Origin of the sequence: Fibrella aquatilis, from assembly GCF_017353255.1 — a bacterium.
GTDB classification, from domain to species: domain Bacteria; phylum Bacteroidota; class Bacteroidia; order Cytophagales; family Spirosomataceae; genus Fibrella; species Fibrella aquatilis.
Genome location: NZ_JAFMYU010000009.1, coordinates 81,199 through 97,300 on the forward strand (window position 1 = coordinate 81,199; position 16,102 = coordinate 97,300).

Annotated in this window: 9 protein-coding genes; 1 reads left to right on the forward strand and 8 read right to left on the reverse strand. The window is 54.9% G+C overall.

Annotation, left to right across the window (positions count from 1 at the left end):
* The 8 genes from J2I48_RS13005 to rbsK all read right to left on the reverse strand — a co-directional run bounded on the left by J2I48_RS13005 (position 1) and on the right by rbsK (position 14,437).
* Complete coding sequence (locus J2I48_RS13005; protein WP_207335889.1) at positions 1 to 3,621, reverse strand: VCBS repeat-containing protein; 3,621 nt, start codon at positions 3,619 to 3,621, stop codon at positions 1 to 3.
* 108 nt (positions 3,622 to 3,729) lie between these two features.
* Positions 3,730 to 5,487, reverse strand: coding sequence for a RagB/SusD family nutrient uptake outer membrane protein (locus J2I48_RS13010; RefSeq protein WP_207335890.1), 1,758 nt, complete (start codon positions 5,485 to 5,487; stop codon positions 3,730 to 3,732).
* Positions 5,488 to 5,514: 27 nt separating this feature from the next.
* Positions 5,515 to 8,985: a SusC/RagA family TonB-linked outer membrane protein gene (locus J2I48_RS13015; protein WP_207335891.1), complete on the reverse strand. Its 3,471-nt coding sequence runs from the start codon at positions 8,983 to 8,985 to the stop codon at positions 5,515 to 5,517.
* Between the two features lie 42 nt (positions 8,986 to 9,027).
* Positions 9,028 to 10,083, reverse strand: a complete 1,056-nt coding sequence (locus J2I48_RS13020; protein WP_207335892.1) for a FecR family protein — start codon at positions 10,081 to 10,083, stop codon at positions 9,028 to 9,030.
* A 118-nt stretch (positions 10,084 to 10,201) separates the two neighbouring features.
* Positions 10,202 to 10,819, reverse strand: a complete 618-nt coding sequence (locus J2I48_RS13025; RefSeq protein ID WP_207335893.1) for an RNA polymerase sigma factor — start codon at positions 10,817 to 10,819, stop codon at positions 10,202 to 10,204.
* Positions 10,820 to 10,874: 55 nt separating this feature from the next.
* Positions 10,875 to 11,885 carry a GRP family sugar transporter gene (locus J2I48_RS13030; protein ID WP_207335894.1) on the reverse strand — a complete coding sequence of 337 codons (1,011 nt, stop codon included), beginning with the start codon at positions 11,883 to 11,885 and terminating at the stop codon, positions 10,875 to 10,877.
* A 3-nt stretch (positions 11,886 to 11,888) separates the two neighbouring features.
* Positions 11,889 to 13,457 carry an ADP-ribosylglycohydrolase family protein gene (locus J2I48_RS13035; protein WP_207335895.1) on the reverse strand — a complete coding sequence of 523 codons (1,569 nt, stop codon included), beginning with the start codon at positions 13,455 to 13,457 and terminating at the stop codon, positions 11,889 to 11,891.
* An 8-nt stretch (positions 13,458 to 13,465) separates the two neighbouring features.
* The gene (gene rbsK, locus J2I48_RS13040; RefSeq protein WP_207335896.1) at positions 13,466 to 14,437 is read right to left on the reverse strand and encodes a ribokinase; all 972 of its coding nucleotides are present in this window, start codon (positions 14,435 to 14,437) and stop codon (positions 13,466 to 13,468) included.
* Positions 14,438 to 14,633: 196 nt separating this feature from the next.
* Between rbsK and J2I48_RS13045 the strand changes: the two genes are divergently transcribed.
* Positions 14,634 to 16,085 (forward strand): hypothetical protein, encoded by a 1,452-nt coding sequence (locus tag J2I48_RS13045; RefSeq protein ID WP_229376213.1) that lies wholly within the window; start codon positions 14,634 to 14,636, stop codon positions 16,083 to 16,085.
* The last annotated feature ends 17 nt before the right edge of the window (positions 16,086 to 16,102 follow it).

Genomic DNA, 16,102 nt, shown 5'->3' on the forward strand with positions numbered 1-16,102 from the left:
CTACCTGACGACTATCCGTCGTCGCTGGCCTTTGTAGGTCAGCACGGTTACGTCTCGCGGGTGCTGCCCAACGGTCAGCACCCGCGAGGACTGGGCCAGATACCCCGACCCGGTATAGACCTCGGCGCGGTGCGTTCGCCCATCGGCCTTCTGCCAGGTGGCAGCGTACTCATCGGGGCGGAGGGTGATCTGACGAGCCGTTCGCGTGGTCGGTTGGAAGGTCTGGAGTGTGTCACTGTTGTTGCCCACCAGCAGCAGCGACTGCCCCGGCCCGGTCGAAACGCACACCAAGCTTTTGGCATCTCGGTCGGCACAGAGGCCGCTACGGGCCAGCGTTTGGGCACTGAAACCGCCCCGTCCATTGCCCCGCAGCAGCAGTCCTTTCCCCGCATCGTAGCGGCCAACCTGCACGTCGGTAGCGTAGGAATTGCCGATGAGCAGCAGGTCCAGGTTGCCATCGTTGTCGTAGTCGTCGGTCAGCATACCAAATACGGGCGCGGCCTGAGCCATCATCGGTAGCGGTCGGATCCGAAACCCCGCTTTGCCCTGATTTTCGATGTATGAAGAGCTGAATTCAGTAGCTGTGGCTACATACACGCCGTGCATATCGTCGGGTCTGAGGAGTTGATCGAAGGTCATTTCGCCGTATTGAGCGTAAGACGTGAACCGTTTCTTGAGGCTTGGTACCTGCTCGGCAAGTTGATCGCGGGGGTGGGCTGGGTAACATTTCCCCTGGATGTACTGGCACATTACCGGGTCCAGTGTACCGTTCTGATCGTAGTCTTTGGCATACACACTGATGGGTTGGGCCGCAGATGCCTTAAACCGGCTATTTACTCCCATGTTACCAGCCACATAATCGATGTCGCCATCGTTGTCGAAGTCGCCGGCGGTTAGTGAGTTCCACCAACCAGCAGGCAAGTTGGTGGGACTCACCTTTAGCTTACCCGCTTGATTCTTGATGAAGCAGATAGGCATAAATTCCCCCGCCACCACTAGATCAATCTGTCCGTCTGTATCAAAGTCGCTCCACAGGGCTGAGGTGACCATGCCGATGCCCGACAGGCCGGGAGCTACCCGGTCGGTCACGTCCGTAAATTTTACCCCGGTGCCCGGCCCCGAATCATTACGGAGAAGGTAACTCCGGGGTGGCAGCGGATAGCTGTGCGGCGTCACGCGGCCTCCCACAAACAAATCCAGGTCCCCGTCGCGGTCGTAGTCGGCAGCTACCACGCACGAGCCGCTGGCGCGCGTATCAGGCAAGGCAGCGGAGTCGGCCCGGAACAAGGGCAATCCGTCGGCACCGCGCCCGTGTCCACGGGGGCCGTCGTTTCGATAAAGCCGGTCCTGATAACGGGGGTCATTGGGCAGCCATTCATTACCCCCGCAGACGACATAAAGGTCCAGGTCACCGTCGCCATCGGCATCGAACAGCAGGCTCCCCATCTCGTCGGCCAGATTACGACGTTGGCCAACCATCAGCGGCTTCTGGGTGAATGTTCCGGGCGTCATCTGGTAGAAAAACGCCTTATTCATCAGGGCCGCCCCGCCCACGTATACATCATCGAGGCCATTGCCATCGGCATCACCCACGGCCATGCCGGGGCCATTGCGCGAGTACAGATGTGGTAACAACACCTGTTGCTTAAAATCGACAAACGGATTTTCCCGCTGTACAAACGGGATCGGGTTATTGGCGGTCAGTTCAACAAAAAGCGGTTCGACGGGGTGGGCAGACGGGGGCGGGTCAACGCGGGCCTCTCGTTGCCTGACCGTCACAACCTGGTTGGCAGGCAGGTTGACCAGCCGGGACGTTCGCCCGTCGAGCCAGCGGACAAGTACTGTATCTACCCGATCAACGGCCCCCAGCCCGAAATGTACTGTTGATTCTACCGTGGAAACATAGCCCCGGTATGGCGACTGTTCACTGATTTGGCGTTGCCGGGTGTTGTTTGGTCCGGCGTAGTGCACGGCTACTGTTGCTCCGAACCCTGCGGGGTTGCCCGGCTCACCAACCAAGTTTACCCGCAGGTAATGCCCGCTGGCTTTGTTGGCCTCGGCCTTCGCGCTTCGTTCGTCGGTACGGTTCCGGTATACGAAGGCCGTGCCGTTGATGTTGTTGGTGATGATGTCCAGATCGCCGTCATTGTCAAGATCAGCGTAGGCCGCGCCGTTGCTGAATGAAGGGATTGATAACCCCCAGGCTTCAGTCACGTCGTCGAAGGCCATATCGCCCCGATTGTGGTACATGAAATTCGACTTTTTCACGCCGATCAGTTCCGTCAGTTTCTCTTTCGTCTTATTGTCGGTTTTAGCGTCAGACGCGAAATAAGTGGATTGGGATTGGCTGCTGTACGCCACAAAATCAAGGTCGGTAATGTCGCGTGGATAGCCGTTGGTAATAAAAATGTCGCGCAGGCCGTCGTTGTCGAAATCGGCCATGAGCGTACTCCAGCTCCAGTCTGTGGCCGCCACGCCCGATAGCTGACCTACTTCGCTGAAACTGATCTGCATCCGACCGTCGCGGCCCCGAACCAGCCCCCGATTCAGTTGCAGGGCATTTCGCACAAACTGGGGTGCGTAGCCCCGATCAAGGCCCATCTGATAACGATCCGGGTTGTGAGGGCCGAACATCGATTTCTGCCGCCGGTTATCGTCGGGCATCATATCAAGGGTCATCAGTTCGGGGTGGCCGTCGTTGTTGAGGTCGGCAATGTCGAGGCCCATCGCGTTATAGCTGCCGTGTTTCATGTAGTCGGTGAGCCGGTTGCTGAACGTGCCGTCCTGATTGTTGATCCACAACAGATCATTTGACTGGAAATCGTTGGCACAATACACATCGGGCCAACCATCTTCGTTGATGTCGGCAACGGCAACGCCCAATCCCCAGCCTTCGATAGTAATGCCCGCCTGTTGCGAAACGTTGCGAAACCGTCCCTGATCATTTCGGTAAAGCCGGTCGGTACTTTTGCCAGATCCATCCCGAACCGGGCCGCGAGGCTGGTTGCGGTTATACCCTTCTAAAGCATTGGTCAGCAGGTACATGTCCAGGTCCCCGTCGCGGTCGTAGTCGAAAAAGGCGGCCTGTGTGCTGTACCCCCGGTCGTCGAGACCCAGTTGCGGAGCCAGGTCGCGGTAGTGGGGCAGGCCATCACGACCGATACCCTGGTTGATAAAGAACTGGTTAGCAGCCCCGGTAGCACCGCGTTTGGGGTTGATGGTGCAGACATAGATGTCGAGCAGCCCATCGGCGTTGATGTCTACCAAGCTCACGCCCGTACTCCAGCGATGGGGTGTCAGCAGACCAGTTTGCTTGGTAACGTCCTCGAACCGGATTTTGCTTCCGTCCGACCGGTTGAGGTACAACCGGTTTGGCACCTGACTACCACTGAAAAACACGTCGGGCAATCCGTCATTGTTCACGTCACCTACGGCTACGCCCCCACCGTTGAAGATGTACTCAAAATCGAGCACGTTAAGGCTGTCGTCTTCAACAATCGTGTTGGCGAAGTCTATACCTGTCTCGGCTGGGGTGAGCCGCTCGAAGCGTGGTTTTTGGTTGCACCCCGCAACGAGCAGCAACAAACTCAGCCAGGGTAGTAGTCGTTGGGTAAGGCACATAACGTCTTGTTAGCTATCGGTCAAATCAGCGGGCCACACTGTAGGTTAACACAAAAAACGCCCTGGCGAAACACCAGGGCATTTAGGTAATAAACCTATGAATTTTAATCAATAACCCGGGTTCTGCTTCACTTTGGCGTTGCTGATTATTTCGCTCTCAGGAATCGGAAACGCATATTTCCGGTCATTCCAGGTCAGCAGACCACTCTTCACCCGTTTGTAATAAGCCGTTTCCTGCGGACCAATTTTCCAGCGGCACACGTCGAACCACCACTGTCCTTCGGCAAAAAGCTCGGCCCAGCGCTCGTATTTGAGTGGGTCGTTGGCCAGGTGGTCCGACGCGCCGAGGGCCATCGTGCGATCGGTCAGGCTTTTGTAATCGTATTTCGAGGCCACATCAACCGGCACATCGTAAGCCCGGCGATGCACTTTATTCACGTATTCCAATGCACCGGCTGTGTTGCCCGTGCGTTGCAGTGCTTCGGCATAGAGCAGGTATACATCGGCCAGCCGGAGCATGTAGAAGTTGGTCGCGATGCTCTCGGCAGGCTCTCCACCCCACAACCCCCGGTCAATGACCACGTATTTGCGGTGATTCCAGGCCTGGTTCTGCGCCAGCGGGAACCCTTCCCCCCGTGCTTTGGTGACTTTGCGCCATTTGTTGTACAGGTAGATCGAGTCAACCCAGGGCTGAAGCGTTCCTACCGTCATACGCGGGTCAACCAGCTTGTTCTGGCGTAACTCAACCGACTTTTTGTAGTAGGTGGCACTTTTCATGCCCGCCGTGCTGGCGGTAGTGTCCGTAAACCCAAAGCGGTCGTTGTTCTGATCGTGGATGAACAGGTTGCCAAAGCCGTTCGTGCCTTCGCCCACGCCGTCGTCTTCGAGGTAACCGGGACTGATAAATATCCCGTATTGCGACGAGGTATTGAGCGTACTGTTCCAGACATCCCGCCGATCACTGGTGTAGTTGATCTCGAAGATGGATTCTTTGTTAAACTCGTTCTGCCCGTTGAACATCTTCGCGTACACGGCGTAGTCTACCAGCTGCTTCCCACTTTTGTCAATAACGGTCTTCAGCAGGTCGCGGGCCAGGGTCCATTGCTGGGTAAACACGTAGCTTTTGGCCAACAAACTTTTTACCGCCCACTCATTCACGCGGGGTTTGTTGGCATCGTCCCATACTTTACCCGTCAGCAGTTCGTCGGATTTCTTGAGGTCGGCGATGATAAAATCCCACACTTGCCCGATAGTGGCCCGTTCGCGTACCGTCTGGCTCAGTTCAGTTGCCACCTGGTCAGGAAGGGGGATGCCCATTTTGACGCGGTCAGCTTCGGTTTGGATCATGGTTTCGCCGAAGAGGTTGATCAACGGAAAGTAATTGACTGCCCGCAGAAACCGCGCTTCACCTTCTAGTTCGTTCAGGTGAGTTAGTTGCCCCTTGTCGGTCGTGCCTTTTCGGATCTTAGCCAGTTCGGTTAGAAAGGAGTTGGTCCGGGCAATGTTTTCGTAGTGGTTTTGCCAGATAGCCCCCAGCTTCCCGTCGCTGGGCAGCGTCCGTAGTTCGGCAAATTCAGGAAAGTTGGCCCCGTTATATCCCATATCGGCGGTGTGGTCGGGTAGCACACCGGAACAGCGGAAGTTATCGCCGTTGTAAAAGCCCGTGCGTAGCCGCCCATAAAGGTCAATCACCATCAGGTCGAGGTCAGCAACCTTTGCCGGAAAAGTCGTTGTTGACAGCACATTGGGATCGCTGACGTTCAGAAACGAGTCCTCTTTGCAGGACACAGTGGCCAATGAACAGCCCGCCGTAAAAACGAAGGCGGCTGCTACCTGCGAAAATCGGAAACCGCGTGTGGGTTTCATAAAAGATTGATTCATATTTGATGTCTGTTAAAACTCCGCGTTGATACCCAGCGAAACCAGGCGGGAAACGGGGTACCTAAAATTACCGTTATCGATGCCCCGGTTCAGAAAACCACCTCCGAGATCAGGATTGATACCCTTGTAGCTTGTAATGGTAAATAGGTTGTCGGCCATGACAAACACGCGCAACGACGAGATTTTGGCCCGATCAAGCACTGACCGAGGTAGGGTATAGCCAACCTGTAGATTACGAAGCCGCAGGTAGGAGCCGTTCTGCACGTGATAGCTCGATACTGCTGACCAGTTACCGTTCTTATCGAGATCGCTCAACGTACCTACACGAGGCTTACCGGTCACGCCGTTGCCTGCGAAATTCGACGTTTCAAAAATTTTGCTCGTCGTAGTGTAATCGCTGAAGAACGTGTGTTCGTAGGATTCGAGGCCATTATAAATCTGGTTACCCGACACCCCGGAGAACAACATGGTCACGTCAATTCCTTTCCAGCCAGCCGTCAGGTTGAGGCCGTAGACAAGCTTGGGCCAGGGGTTACCGATGTACGTTTTGTCATCGTCGTTGATTTGCCCGTCGTTATTCAGGTCGCCATAAATCAGATCGCCTGCCTGCGGCACGTAGTCACCCACTTTGGGCCGGGTTTCGTTACCGGCTATTTTGGTTTGGTAAATACCCAGTACCTGATAACCATAGAACTGCCCCAGTGGCAGTCCCGGCTCCGACCGGCTCGTAACCCGGTTATCGTGCAGTTCCGTCAAGTTGCCGTTCCGCAGGGTCTGGTTACCGAGGTCTGGGTTGAGCGTCAGCAGTTTGTTGGTGTTGAAGGCCCCATTGAACCCAACGCCATAGGTAAAGTCTCCAATTTTGTCGCGCCAGTCCAGGTTATACTCAAACCCGACATTGCTCAACTGGCCAATATTCCGGGCTACGCCGCCCCCTAACCCTGCTGATGGGGAAATATTAACGTTATACACCATATCACGGGTCTGACGGCTGTAGTAATCGAAATTGAACGACAACCGGTTGTTCAGAATAGCCCCGTCTACACCAACGTTGGTGGTTGCTACTGACTCCCAACGGATGTCAGGGTTGGGCAGTTTGCTCGACAGGCTAATGCTACTTTGCCGACCAGCCCCGAAGTCATAGGAGTAGCCTGTTCCGTAGCTACCCTGAAACAAAAAGTCGCCCTGAGTCGAGTTGCCCAACTGACCGTAGCCCGCCCGCAGTTTCAGCGAAGTCAGGAATGTAACATCGTTCATGAAGGCTTCATCCGACAGCTTCCAGCCGACTGACACACCGGGGAACGTACCGAATTGGTTGTTGGGGCCAAATTTCGATGCGTACCCATCCCTCCGGACGTTTACTGTCAGGAGATACTTCCCGGCGTAGTTGTATTCAACCCGTCCGAACTGCGACAGAATCCGGTCGTAGATATCGCCCTGGCTGAAGCCGCCGGAGGCTGTTGCTGTACTCTTGAACAAATCTGATGATTGGGGCGAATACACCAGCGGGCTGAGGTTAAAGTAGCTCAGGTTGGCGTAATCACTACGTCGGGCTTCGTAGCCCACCAGGGCTGAAACCGTGTGCTTACCAAACGATTTGGCATAATTCAACGTCAACGTACCCACGTAGTTCTGGTTACGGTACATGCCTTTGCTGAAATACTCCGTCTGCAAGGAGCCGATGTCAGCCGGGAAGGAATAGCTGTAATTGTCGCCGGTCTGGAAGCGGGTTCCGCCCGTGAGTTTAGCCGTCAGCCCGTCCAGAATCTGGTACTCCAGCGAACCGGAGGCATAAAACTCGGAATCGCGGTTTTTCTGGTCGTTGCCGATGGCCGAGTACACGTCGTGGCCACCCTGAAATCCACGTGGGGTTTTGCCCCAGCCGCCGTTCGGGTTGGTCGGGTCATAGACGGCCATCACCGGCGTGTTCCGAAATGATAATGCCCCCTGGTTGGTGTTGCTGTTGGGGTCTTCCCGACCCGCTTTGGCCAGAAAAGTCTCCGTAAATTTGAGCCGACTGCTAATCTGGTGTTCCGAATTCAGTCGCAACGTATAGCGTTCGAGCCAGTTGCCGATGCGGATGCCGTCGATCCGATTATAGTTGCCCGACAGGTAGTATCGTGATTTTTCGGTGCCACCCGATAGCGAAGCCGTGTAGTTCTGCTCTTGCCCCTGCCGCAGCACCGCATTAAACCAGTCGGTGTCGGGCAACTGCCCCCAGCCTGATTTAGGACCATACAGATCAACCACATCGAACCCGAACGCTTCCTTAGCCCGCAAATAATCGTCGCGACGCAGGGTTTTGGGAATGTTGATGGCATTCCGAACGCCGTAGTTGGTCGTAAGACCTACCCGCAATTGCCCCGATTTGCCTTTTTTGGTGGTGACCAGAATGACCCCACCCGCCGCTTTGGCACCATAAATGGCTGCTGCCGACGCGTCTTTCAGCACTTCGATACTCTCAATATCCTGGTTATTGAAGTTATACCCCAACCCATCGAGCGGAACCCCGTCAACTACAAACAGCGGGCTACCGCCGTTGATGCTGACCGGCCCGCGCAGCACGATGCCTGACCCGCTGCCCGGTTGCCCACCATCTTGTGTAACCAGTAGCCCCGGTACGCGCCCCTGCAAGGCGGTCCCTAAGTCAGATACAGGCAAATTTCTGAACACTTCTCCTTTTACTGATGATACGGCTCCTGTCAGGTCAGACCGCTTTTGGGTACCGTAGCCAACCACTACCACCTCCGTTAGTGAACGGTCATCGGTGGCTAAACTGACGCTGATCGTGGTGCGGTTCGTTACGTCAACCTCCTGGCTGACATAACCGATGTAGGATAGGACCAGCGTAGCCGGTCCTTCGGGCACATTTAACCGAAACCGCCCGTCGTTGTCAGTCGATGTGCCGGTTGAGGTACCTTTTACCACCACGTTCACGCCCGGCAAGCCGCTGTTACTCGCATCCGTAACGATTCCAGTCACGGTACGATCAAGGGAGGCCTGATTAGTTGACACGCGTTCAACAGCTGGACTTGTTTTTCCATCGGCTGCGGGCAACGCCGGCTCCGGATTCGTACTGGTGCGTAGCCGGGCAATTTTGCTGTAGATCACGTAAGAACGGCTATCTGACTTCTCAAAACCCAGATCAAGTGGGGTTAGCAGTTCAGCCAGTACGTTCTCCAGTTTAGCAGTCCGTGAAGACCGATTGGCAATGCCAACCACTTTGTTGCGAACAACATCGCTGTCGAAGTCGAAAACGACTTGGTGTTTGCGTTCCAGTTCAGCCAGTACATCGGTCAGCGGCTTCGTTGGTAAGGCTCGCGTATTGGCCTGCCGATTCATGTCAACACCTGAAGCATGACTCAGGGGGCGGGCCGAGGCATAGTGCTGACTCCAGCCAGTGGTAGCCGCACACCCAAGCAGTAGGGTTAGCGGGAAGGGCCGCATCCAGGAAGACCGGCGGTTGAGTAGGTGTTGTTTCATAGACATATTGGACTGTTAATTCCGTAAGGGTTTGATTGACTATTACCTGATAATGAAGCGGTTGGCCGTTTGCAAAACGGTAACACCGTAGATCTTCTCCAGCTTTTTGAAGAAGACAGCAACCGAGTCGGTTTGCACAGAACCTGAAAACCGCTTGTTGGCTATACCCTGACGTTGATACTCAACCTCGATGCCGTAGCTGTCAGACAAGGCCTGTACGATCTCTCCAATAGGCGTATCGTTGAAAATCAGCCGTTTATCTCGCCACGAGGCCAACGTAGTTAGGTTGGCTTGCTGGTTAACAAGGTGTTGACTTGCCTCCGAATAGCTGAGTACGTCGCCGGGCTGCATCAGGGCAACTGGATGCTTGGCGGTTGATTGGTGGGCAGTTGATTCACTCCACACTTGTATCTGCCCTTCTTCCAGAGCAACCACGGTCTCGCGCCGACGGCTGTTCACGTTAAACCGTGTCCCCAGCACATCAATCCGCATACCGGGGGTCAGTACCCGAAACTTCACCGGTTGACCGCCGTTGCTTTTTTGCTTCTTCACCGCAAAAAACGCTTCGCCTGCCAACCATACGTCACGGGTAGGTTGCCCGGTCCAGTCAGCCTGGAGGGTCAGTTTTGAGTGGCCGTTGAGGGTTACGACAGAGCCGTCGGGCAGAGTGAGGGTTTTGGTTTCGCCGTAAGCTGTCTCATACTGGATGGTTGGGGCGTAACCGAAGTGATAATAAGCCAAACCGCCCCCGCCCAGTAGCAGCCCCACCCAGATTGCTGCTCGTCGAATGGGCATGAACCAAGTCGACTTAAGTAGCATCACATCGGGAGTACTGTTCCTCTTAGTAGCAACTGTAGTTTGTAGTTCCGTCTGAATCCGTCCCCAAAGCAACTCTAGCCGTTCGGGTGAGGCCACCTCGGAGGCAACAGACAGTTGCTCGACCAGCAGCCGGGCTTCCAGTACGGCCTCCTCCTGGTGAGGATGTTGTTGAAGAAACTGCGTCCAGAACAACGTGGCCTCTGGCGTTGGCGACTGAACCCACTGTTTGAAGCCTTCATCAAGGGCCAAATCAATAGCAGAGTAATTTTCAAAATCCATTTTGGGAAACTCAAGTATAACTGGCTAGAGAAACGGGGAAAATTGGCTGTTTGCCCTGTTGAAATACAAATTTTTTCCTGGATCGTACAAAACGCCTCTAAATCATCGCCAGCCAACACTAATGGAGCAATAGTCCAAAGAAAACAACCAGAGCGAAATCGAAAAACTGAAGGTTGCTTTGTCGAATGTGGTCCCGCAGTGATGTCAGTGAGTTGTACGTAAGGTTGTACACACTTTTGACTTCCAACCCCATTATCTGGGCAATCTCAGGATAACTCAATTCTTGAAAGTAGAGTAGATGCAGGGCTTCCCGCTGCCGCTTAGGTAGCTTCCCGAGCAGATAATCTAATTTTTGTTTGACTTCGCAGGCAGTCTGTTCCTGCATAAAATCAATTTCGGGAGGTGTCGTAGGCTCAAACTTTTCAGCTGTCAATGGATCTTCATCCGATACCCAGCGGCTGGCTGCCTGCGCTTTTTCCGAAATGCGCCGACGCAAGCAGCGATACAGATAATACTTGATGGAATTGGTCTCGTTCAGGGTATTGCGATGCTGATACAAATACACAAACAGGTCATGCATACAGTCTTCGGTCTGACTGCTGTCCCGACAAAGTTGATAGCCATAGCTGTACAAAACGGGCGAAAACTCCCGGTATATGGACTCATAGGCGCCATCGTCACCCTGCCGGAAGGCGTTCCAGAGGTCAGTATCGGTACTTGTTAATGAGCTATTCATAGGTTTTGGACTTAAAAAATATATAGTAGTGGAGTCAACTCGATTGGCCAATTAATCACCGTGCCATAATCAGTAATCCCAACCCAACGATGTAGCACAGTAACATGCCATTGAGCAACCGGCTGACACCCTGGGGAGCCGCCCGGAATTCGCGCCAAACATAAATACCCCATAGAGCCGCCACCACCGTAGCCCCTTGACCCAATCCGTAACTGATGGCCGGCCCTGCTTTGTCGGAAGCCAAAATGCTAAATGACATGCCAATGCACCAGATTACCCCCCCCAGTACGCCCGTTAAATGATCGCGCCCGCTGCCTCTGAAATAGTCGGCGTAGCTCACCGGCGTACCGACGAAAGGGCGACGCATCAACAGCGTGTTGAACACCAGATTACTGCCCAGAATACCAACCGCAAAACAAACGACAGCTGTATAGGGGCTGAGTTTACCCGGCTCGGGCTGTTCGAAGTTTGGAAACATGGCCTGGGCAACATACCCATAGAACAGGCCCATCAGACAACCCGCCACCACACTCAGCAGCAGACCTTTGGTTGATAGGCTCGTTGCCGATGTGGCTCTGTCGGCGGTGGTTGTCTTGCGGTAAGCCACGGCGTTGAGCAAGATCGCCACCACAACCAGGCCCATACCGCCAAACAGTAGCCCGGCACTGCCTACGGGTGCATGGAGGTAATTCACCACCACGCCTATGACCAGCGCCAGCCCGATACCCACCGGAAAGGCCACCGACATGCCCGCAATGGCAATGGCCGCACCCAGCAGAATGTTGGCCGCGTTAAATAAGACCCCACCCCACAGGGCCGAGCCGATGTTGGCTCTGTCGGCCTGTTGCAGATCGGCCAGAAACGGGCGGCCACCGTCGCCGAGGCTACCCAGCGTGAGAGCCGACAGCAACGCCAGCCCGACGATACCCAGCACGTAATCCCAGTAAAACAATTCGAAGCGCCACGTACCGGCGGCTAACTTCTGGGTGTTGGCCCACGACCCCCAACAAAGCATGGTGACGACGCAAAACAGCACCGCTGTGCCGTAGGACTCAATGATGAACATGGCTTAATACTTGATTTTTAGGGGTTTGTCGCCATATACCATTAGATCACCTATCCTGACCACGTGGTCGGCATCGGGATTGAGGAGCCGTACCCGGACGGTATGTTTGCCGGGGGTTAACTGATATTTCCAAAACAGGTCATGCCGACGCGCCGTAAAACCGGCGGGTAACTTGGCCGTCTCCACTTTCTGCCCGTCGATAAACAGTTCAGCGGTGAAGGCAAAGGGGTTTTCGTATTGCCATGAACTGCGGTTTTTGGGCTTGGCTTCTCCTTTCAGCACGAACCCGTTGCCCTCGAAATCAAAGCTATATTCGTCCGTCAGGTCTTTGTTGATCCCGGTTACAGACCGTGGGTAATGGCCCGTAAAAGCCTGTTCCAGCCGGACGGGTTTGGGTGTCTGGGGCACAATCGTAACCTGATCCCCGTTGACGCTGCCACCATTGCGGGCTACTACCTGCAAGGCATGTTTCATACCCAGGGCATACACGTCATTGAGCGACATGGTCGTGTATTTGAAGTCGATGTCTTCGGCTTCGGCCAGTCCCATTTTCCAATAAGCCGGGATATTAGCGTAGCCGAGCATAGTGCCAAGAATCCCACCCGCCGACGCCGGGTTGCAGTCGGAATCCTGCCCGGCGCGGGTGCTAATCTGCATCGTTTTGGTAAAGTCGCCCCCGCCGTAGAGCAGGCCCAGCACGATATAGGCCGAGTTAAGTTTAGCGTCAATGTTGAACGACTGGAACACCCCGTCGGGGCAACCCACCTCGTCGGCCCATTTCTGCTGCACCTCAAACCAGGTCCGTTTCCAGTCGGTCGGGTACTGCCGGTGCCACTTAATCACATCGGCAATGCACTGATAGAACGTACTCTGTTGGGGAATAACCTTCAGCCCTTCGTTCACCACATAATTGACATCCGACGAGGTAAACGCCAGGGCGTACATGGCTCCCACGTAGGCCCCGCCGTACCAGCCGTCGCCGTAGTTCATGATGTGGCCAATGGGATCGCCGATCTGCACGGCGGTGTTGGGCATGCCGGGAGCCATCAGCCCCGAAAAGTCCGCTTCGATCTGGAAGTCAATATCGTCGGCGTGGGGGTTGTTGAGCCAGTGGCCGGAGTCGGGGGCTTTCATGCCATTGAGCAGGTTATAGCGCCCGGCCTGGTTGGCGTGCCAGAGCATATACCCGGCAGTGGCGTAGGCGCTAGCATGTTCACTGACGGGTGCGTCGAGGCCTTTTTTCTCAAACACATCCACAAACGTCAGGTCCATATAGATGTCATCGTACAGGCCGAAGTTCTCGATCATCGTTTTCTTAATGTAGCCGTCATACCAGGGAATGGGCTGGTAGTCGTTGAGCATCGTGCCAGTGTAGCGAAACTCGGTAGGGCCGCCGAAGGTGCAGCCGATGACCTGCCCAGCCCAGCCGCCCTTGATTTTGTCCTGGAGGGTGGCTTTGGCGAGGGTTATCGCTTTTTTGGGTGCTGACGCGGGCGGTCGGACTGCCGCATCACCGGCGGTCCGGCTAAATGCCAGCAGCGTTAGGAGTGGGACCAGGAGGAGCTTTTTCATATCGTAAATCAATGAGTTAATAGCGGGAGTGCATCCACTTCATGGCGGTGCGGCATAGATACTTGCGCGCCCATGCGCGTTACAGAAATTGATGCGGCTTTGCAGGCAAACGCCACAGCGTCGGGCAGCGACTGCCCCTCGGCGATGGCAACGGCGAGTGCCCCGTTAAAGCAGTCGCCGGCGGCGGTGGTGTCAACGGCCGTCACGGGCGGAGCCGCTACCAGCGAGGCACCGGTTCGGGTGGAGAGAAACGCTCCTCTTGCGCCGAGTGTAATCACGACGTTCGGTACGCCGGATTCGTGCAGTTTGTGGGCGGCTTTCAGGGCGGTAGCTTCATCGGTTACGCGGATACCGGTGAGCAGTTCGGCTTCGGTTTCGTTGGGTGTGATCAGGTGCAGGCAGGCCAGCACAGCCGGGTCGAGGGGCTGGGCTGGGGCTGGGTTCAACACGACCCGCATTCCCCGTGCATGGCTTTGCCGGATGGCGTACTCCACCGTCGGCACGGGTGATTCTAATTGCAACAACACCACAGTTGTCTCTGTACTGACAGCCGCCGCCAGGGCCATTGACACCTGTACCTGACTCAGCCGGGCGTTGGCCCCCGAGGCGACCATGATGCAGTTTTCGCCTTGACTATCAACGCCGATCAGGGCTACGCCTGATGGTTCGTCGGCGTCCGTTGTGACAAAATCGGTGCGGATGCCTTCGCGCTCGAACTGCTGACGGGCCTGACGGCCAAAGACATCATTGCCAACATTCGACACAAACGTAACCGAGGTGGTCGTAACAGATTCATTAGAACCAAGCATTGGCGCGGTGGCGGCTAGCCGTGCGGCAGCTACTGCCTGATTGGCCCCTTTGCCACCAGGATTCATTAGAAACGTACCGCCAATAACGGTTTCGCCGGGTGCAGGCAGTTTTTGCCCTTTAATAACCATATCGGTATTAGAAGAACCGATAACGCAAACAAATGGAGGCATAGTGGGTAGACAATGATGTTGAACAAACCTATGGAATAATTGTACGGAGAGAAGACCAGTTTTTTCCAAATCAGCTATCTCAATGCTTGACTTTTTAGATAGAAAACTTGTTTATTATTAGTTAATCCAAGATAATTATCATCAAATCAGCTATTTCTACGTGACTATTGATGTACTGCATCCACTTGTTCATTCATTGACCAAATCTGAGAGACGGTACTGTCGGTTAGCGAGTAATCAATCCGACCCTGATTATGCTTACTGGCGGTTGTTCGATTGCCTGCTGCGCCACGAAACGATGGATGATACGCTGACCACCGAACTAGCGGAGTTATTTCCGGGTGCAACACTCGACCCCGCCCGCAAGCACCTGTACCAAACGCTGATGCAGCGGCTCCGGCAGTTCGATGGCGACCGGCGTATTGATGTCCGCATCGGGCAGTTGATGCACGAGAGTCAGTTGCTTTATGAGCGAGGCTTAGTGCAGTTCAGCGGGGAGCAACTGGCAAGAGCGCAACGGCTGGCCGAGCAGCACGAACGGGGAGAGTATGCGGTATTGGTTGCCCGGCAGCGTGCCGAGCAATGGGTACGTGGGCAATTTGATGGCGTCAGCTTAGATGCTCTGACCGCCCACCACGCCAACATTGACTGGCAGTTAACCAAAACTCAGACTGCCGTACACCACGCGGCCCTCTATGAAACGCTGCTACTGCGCTATCATACCAACGGTACTGTTAGCACCCCTGCCGACACGCTTAAACTGAATGATTTGTTGCTGGAAGAATACCAACTGCTTAGCCGTCAGAAAGAAAAGTCTAACCGGGGTACCGGAGCGACGGCCCGGTCGTTCGCCATGCAGCAGCAACATCTGCATTTCCAGTCGGCTTACCTTCGGATGATTGGCGACGAAGCCGGAAGCTTGGTCGTGTACCGGGAACTCGACGCGCTATTTCAGCAGAACCCGATGCTATGGGCCGAGCAGCCTCAGTACTACGTACAACTTCTCGACGGAATTTTGGTTGACTTGCGGATGCTGAGGCAGTACGATCAGATGCCGTATTTCATTGACCGGCTTCGGGCTATCAATGACTTGGGCCTACGCCAGACGGTTGCCTACATCGTGCTCTATCATTCACTCCTGATTATGGTAGACCAGGGCCTGTTTGATGAGGCCGTTGCGATACTAGGTACCCAATGGCCCGATAGCGTTGTGTTTGAGCGTGGCCTGGCGCAACGTTCATTGATCTTTCGGACTGAGATGGACCTGTTGCTGGTGCGGCTTGATATTGGGTTAGGCCACCTTTCGGTGGCCTTGTCGCGGCTCAACCGGGTAATAAGTCGCCCGGTCCGGTCGCTTCCCCAGACGTTATACACCCAAATTAGGCTCATGAACCTGCTATTGCATGCCCGGTTGGGCAACGCCGAATACCTGACGTATGCCCTTCGAGCTGTAGAGCGAAAACCACCTTATCAAGGCAAACGGTTACCGAGCGAAACAACGACTCTTGTTTTAATACGGCAATGGCTTGGTGGGCGGCTTCGGGCTAATTCGCTAACGCAACCTAAGGAGATTGGCGATAGCCCGGCGGATCGTCAACTACGGCAAAATCTGGATTTAGGGGCTTGGGTGAAGGCCGTAAGCAAGTAATTCGTGTTAGTCAGCCC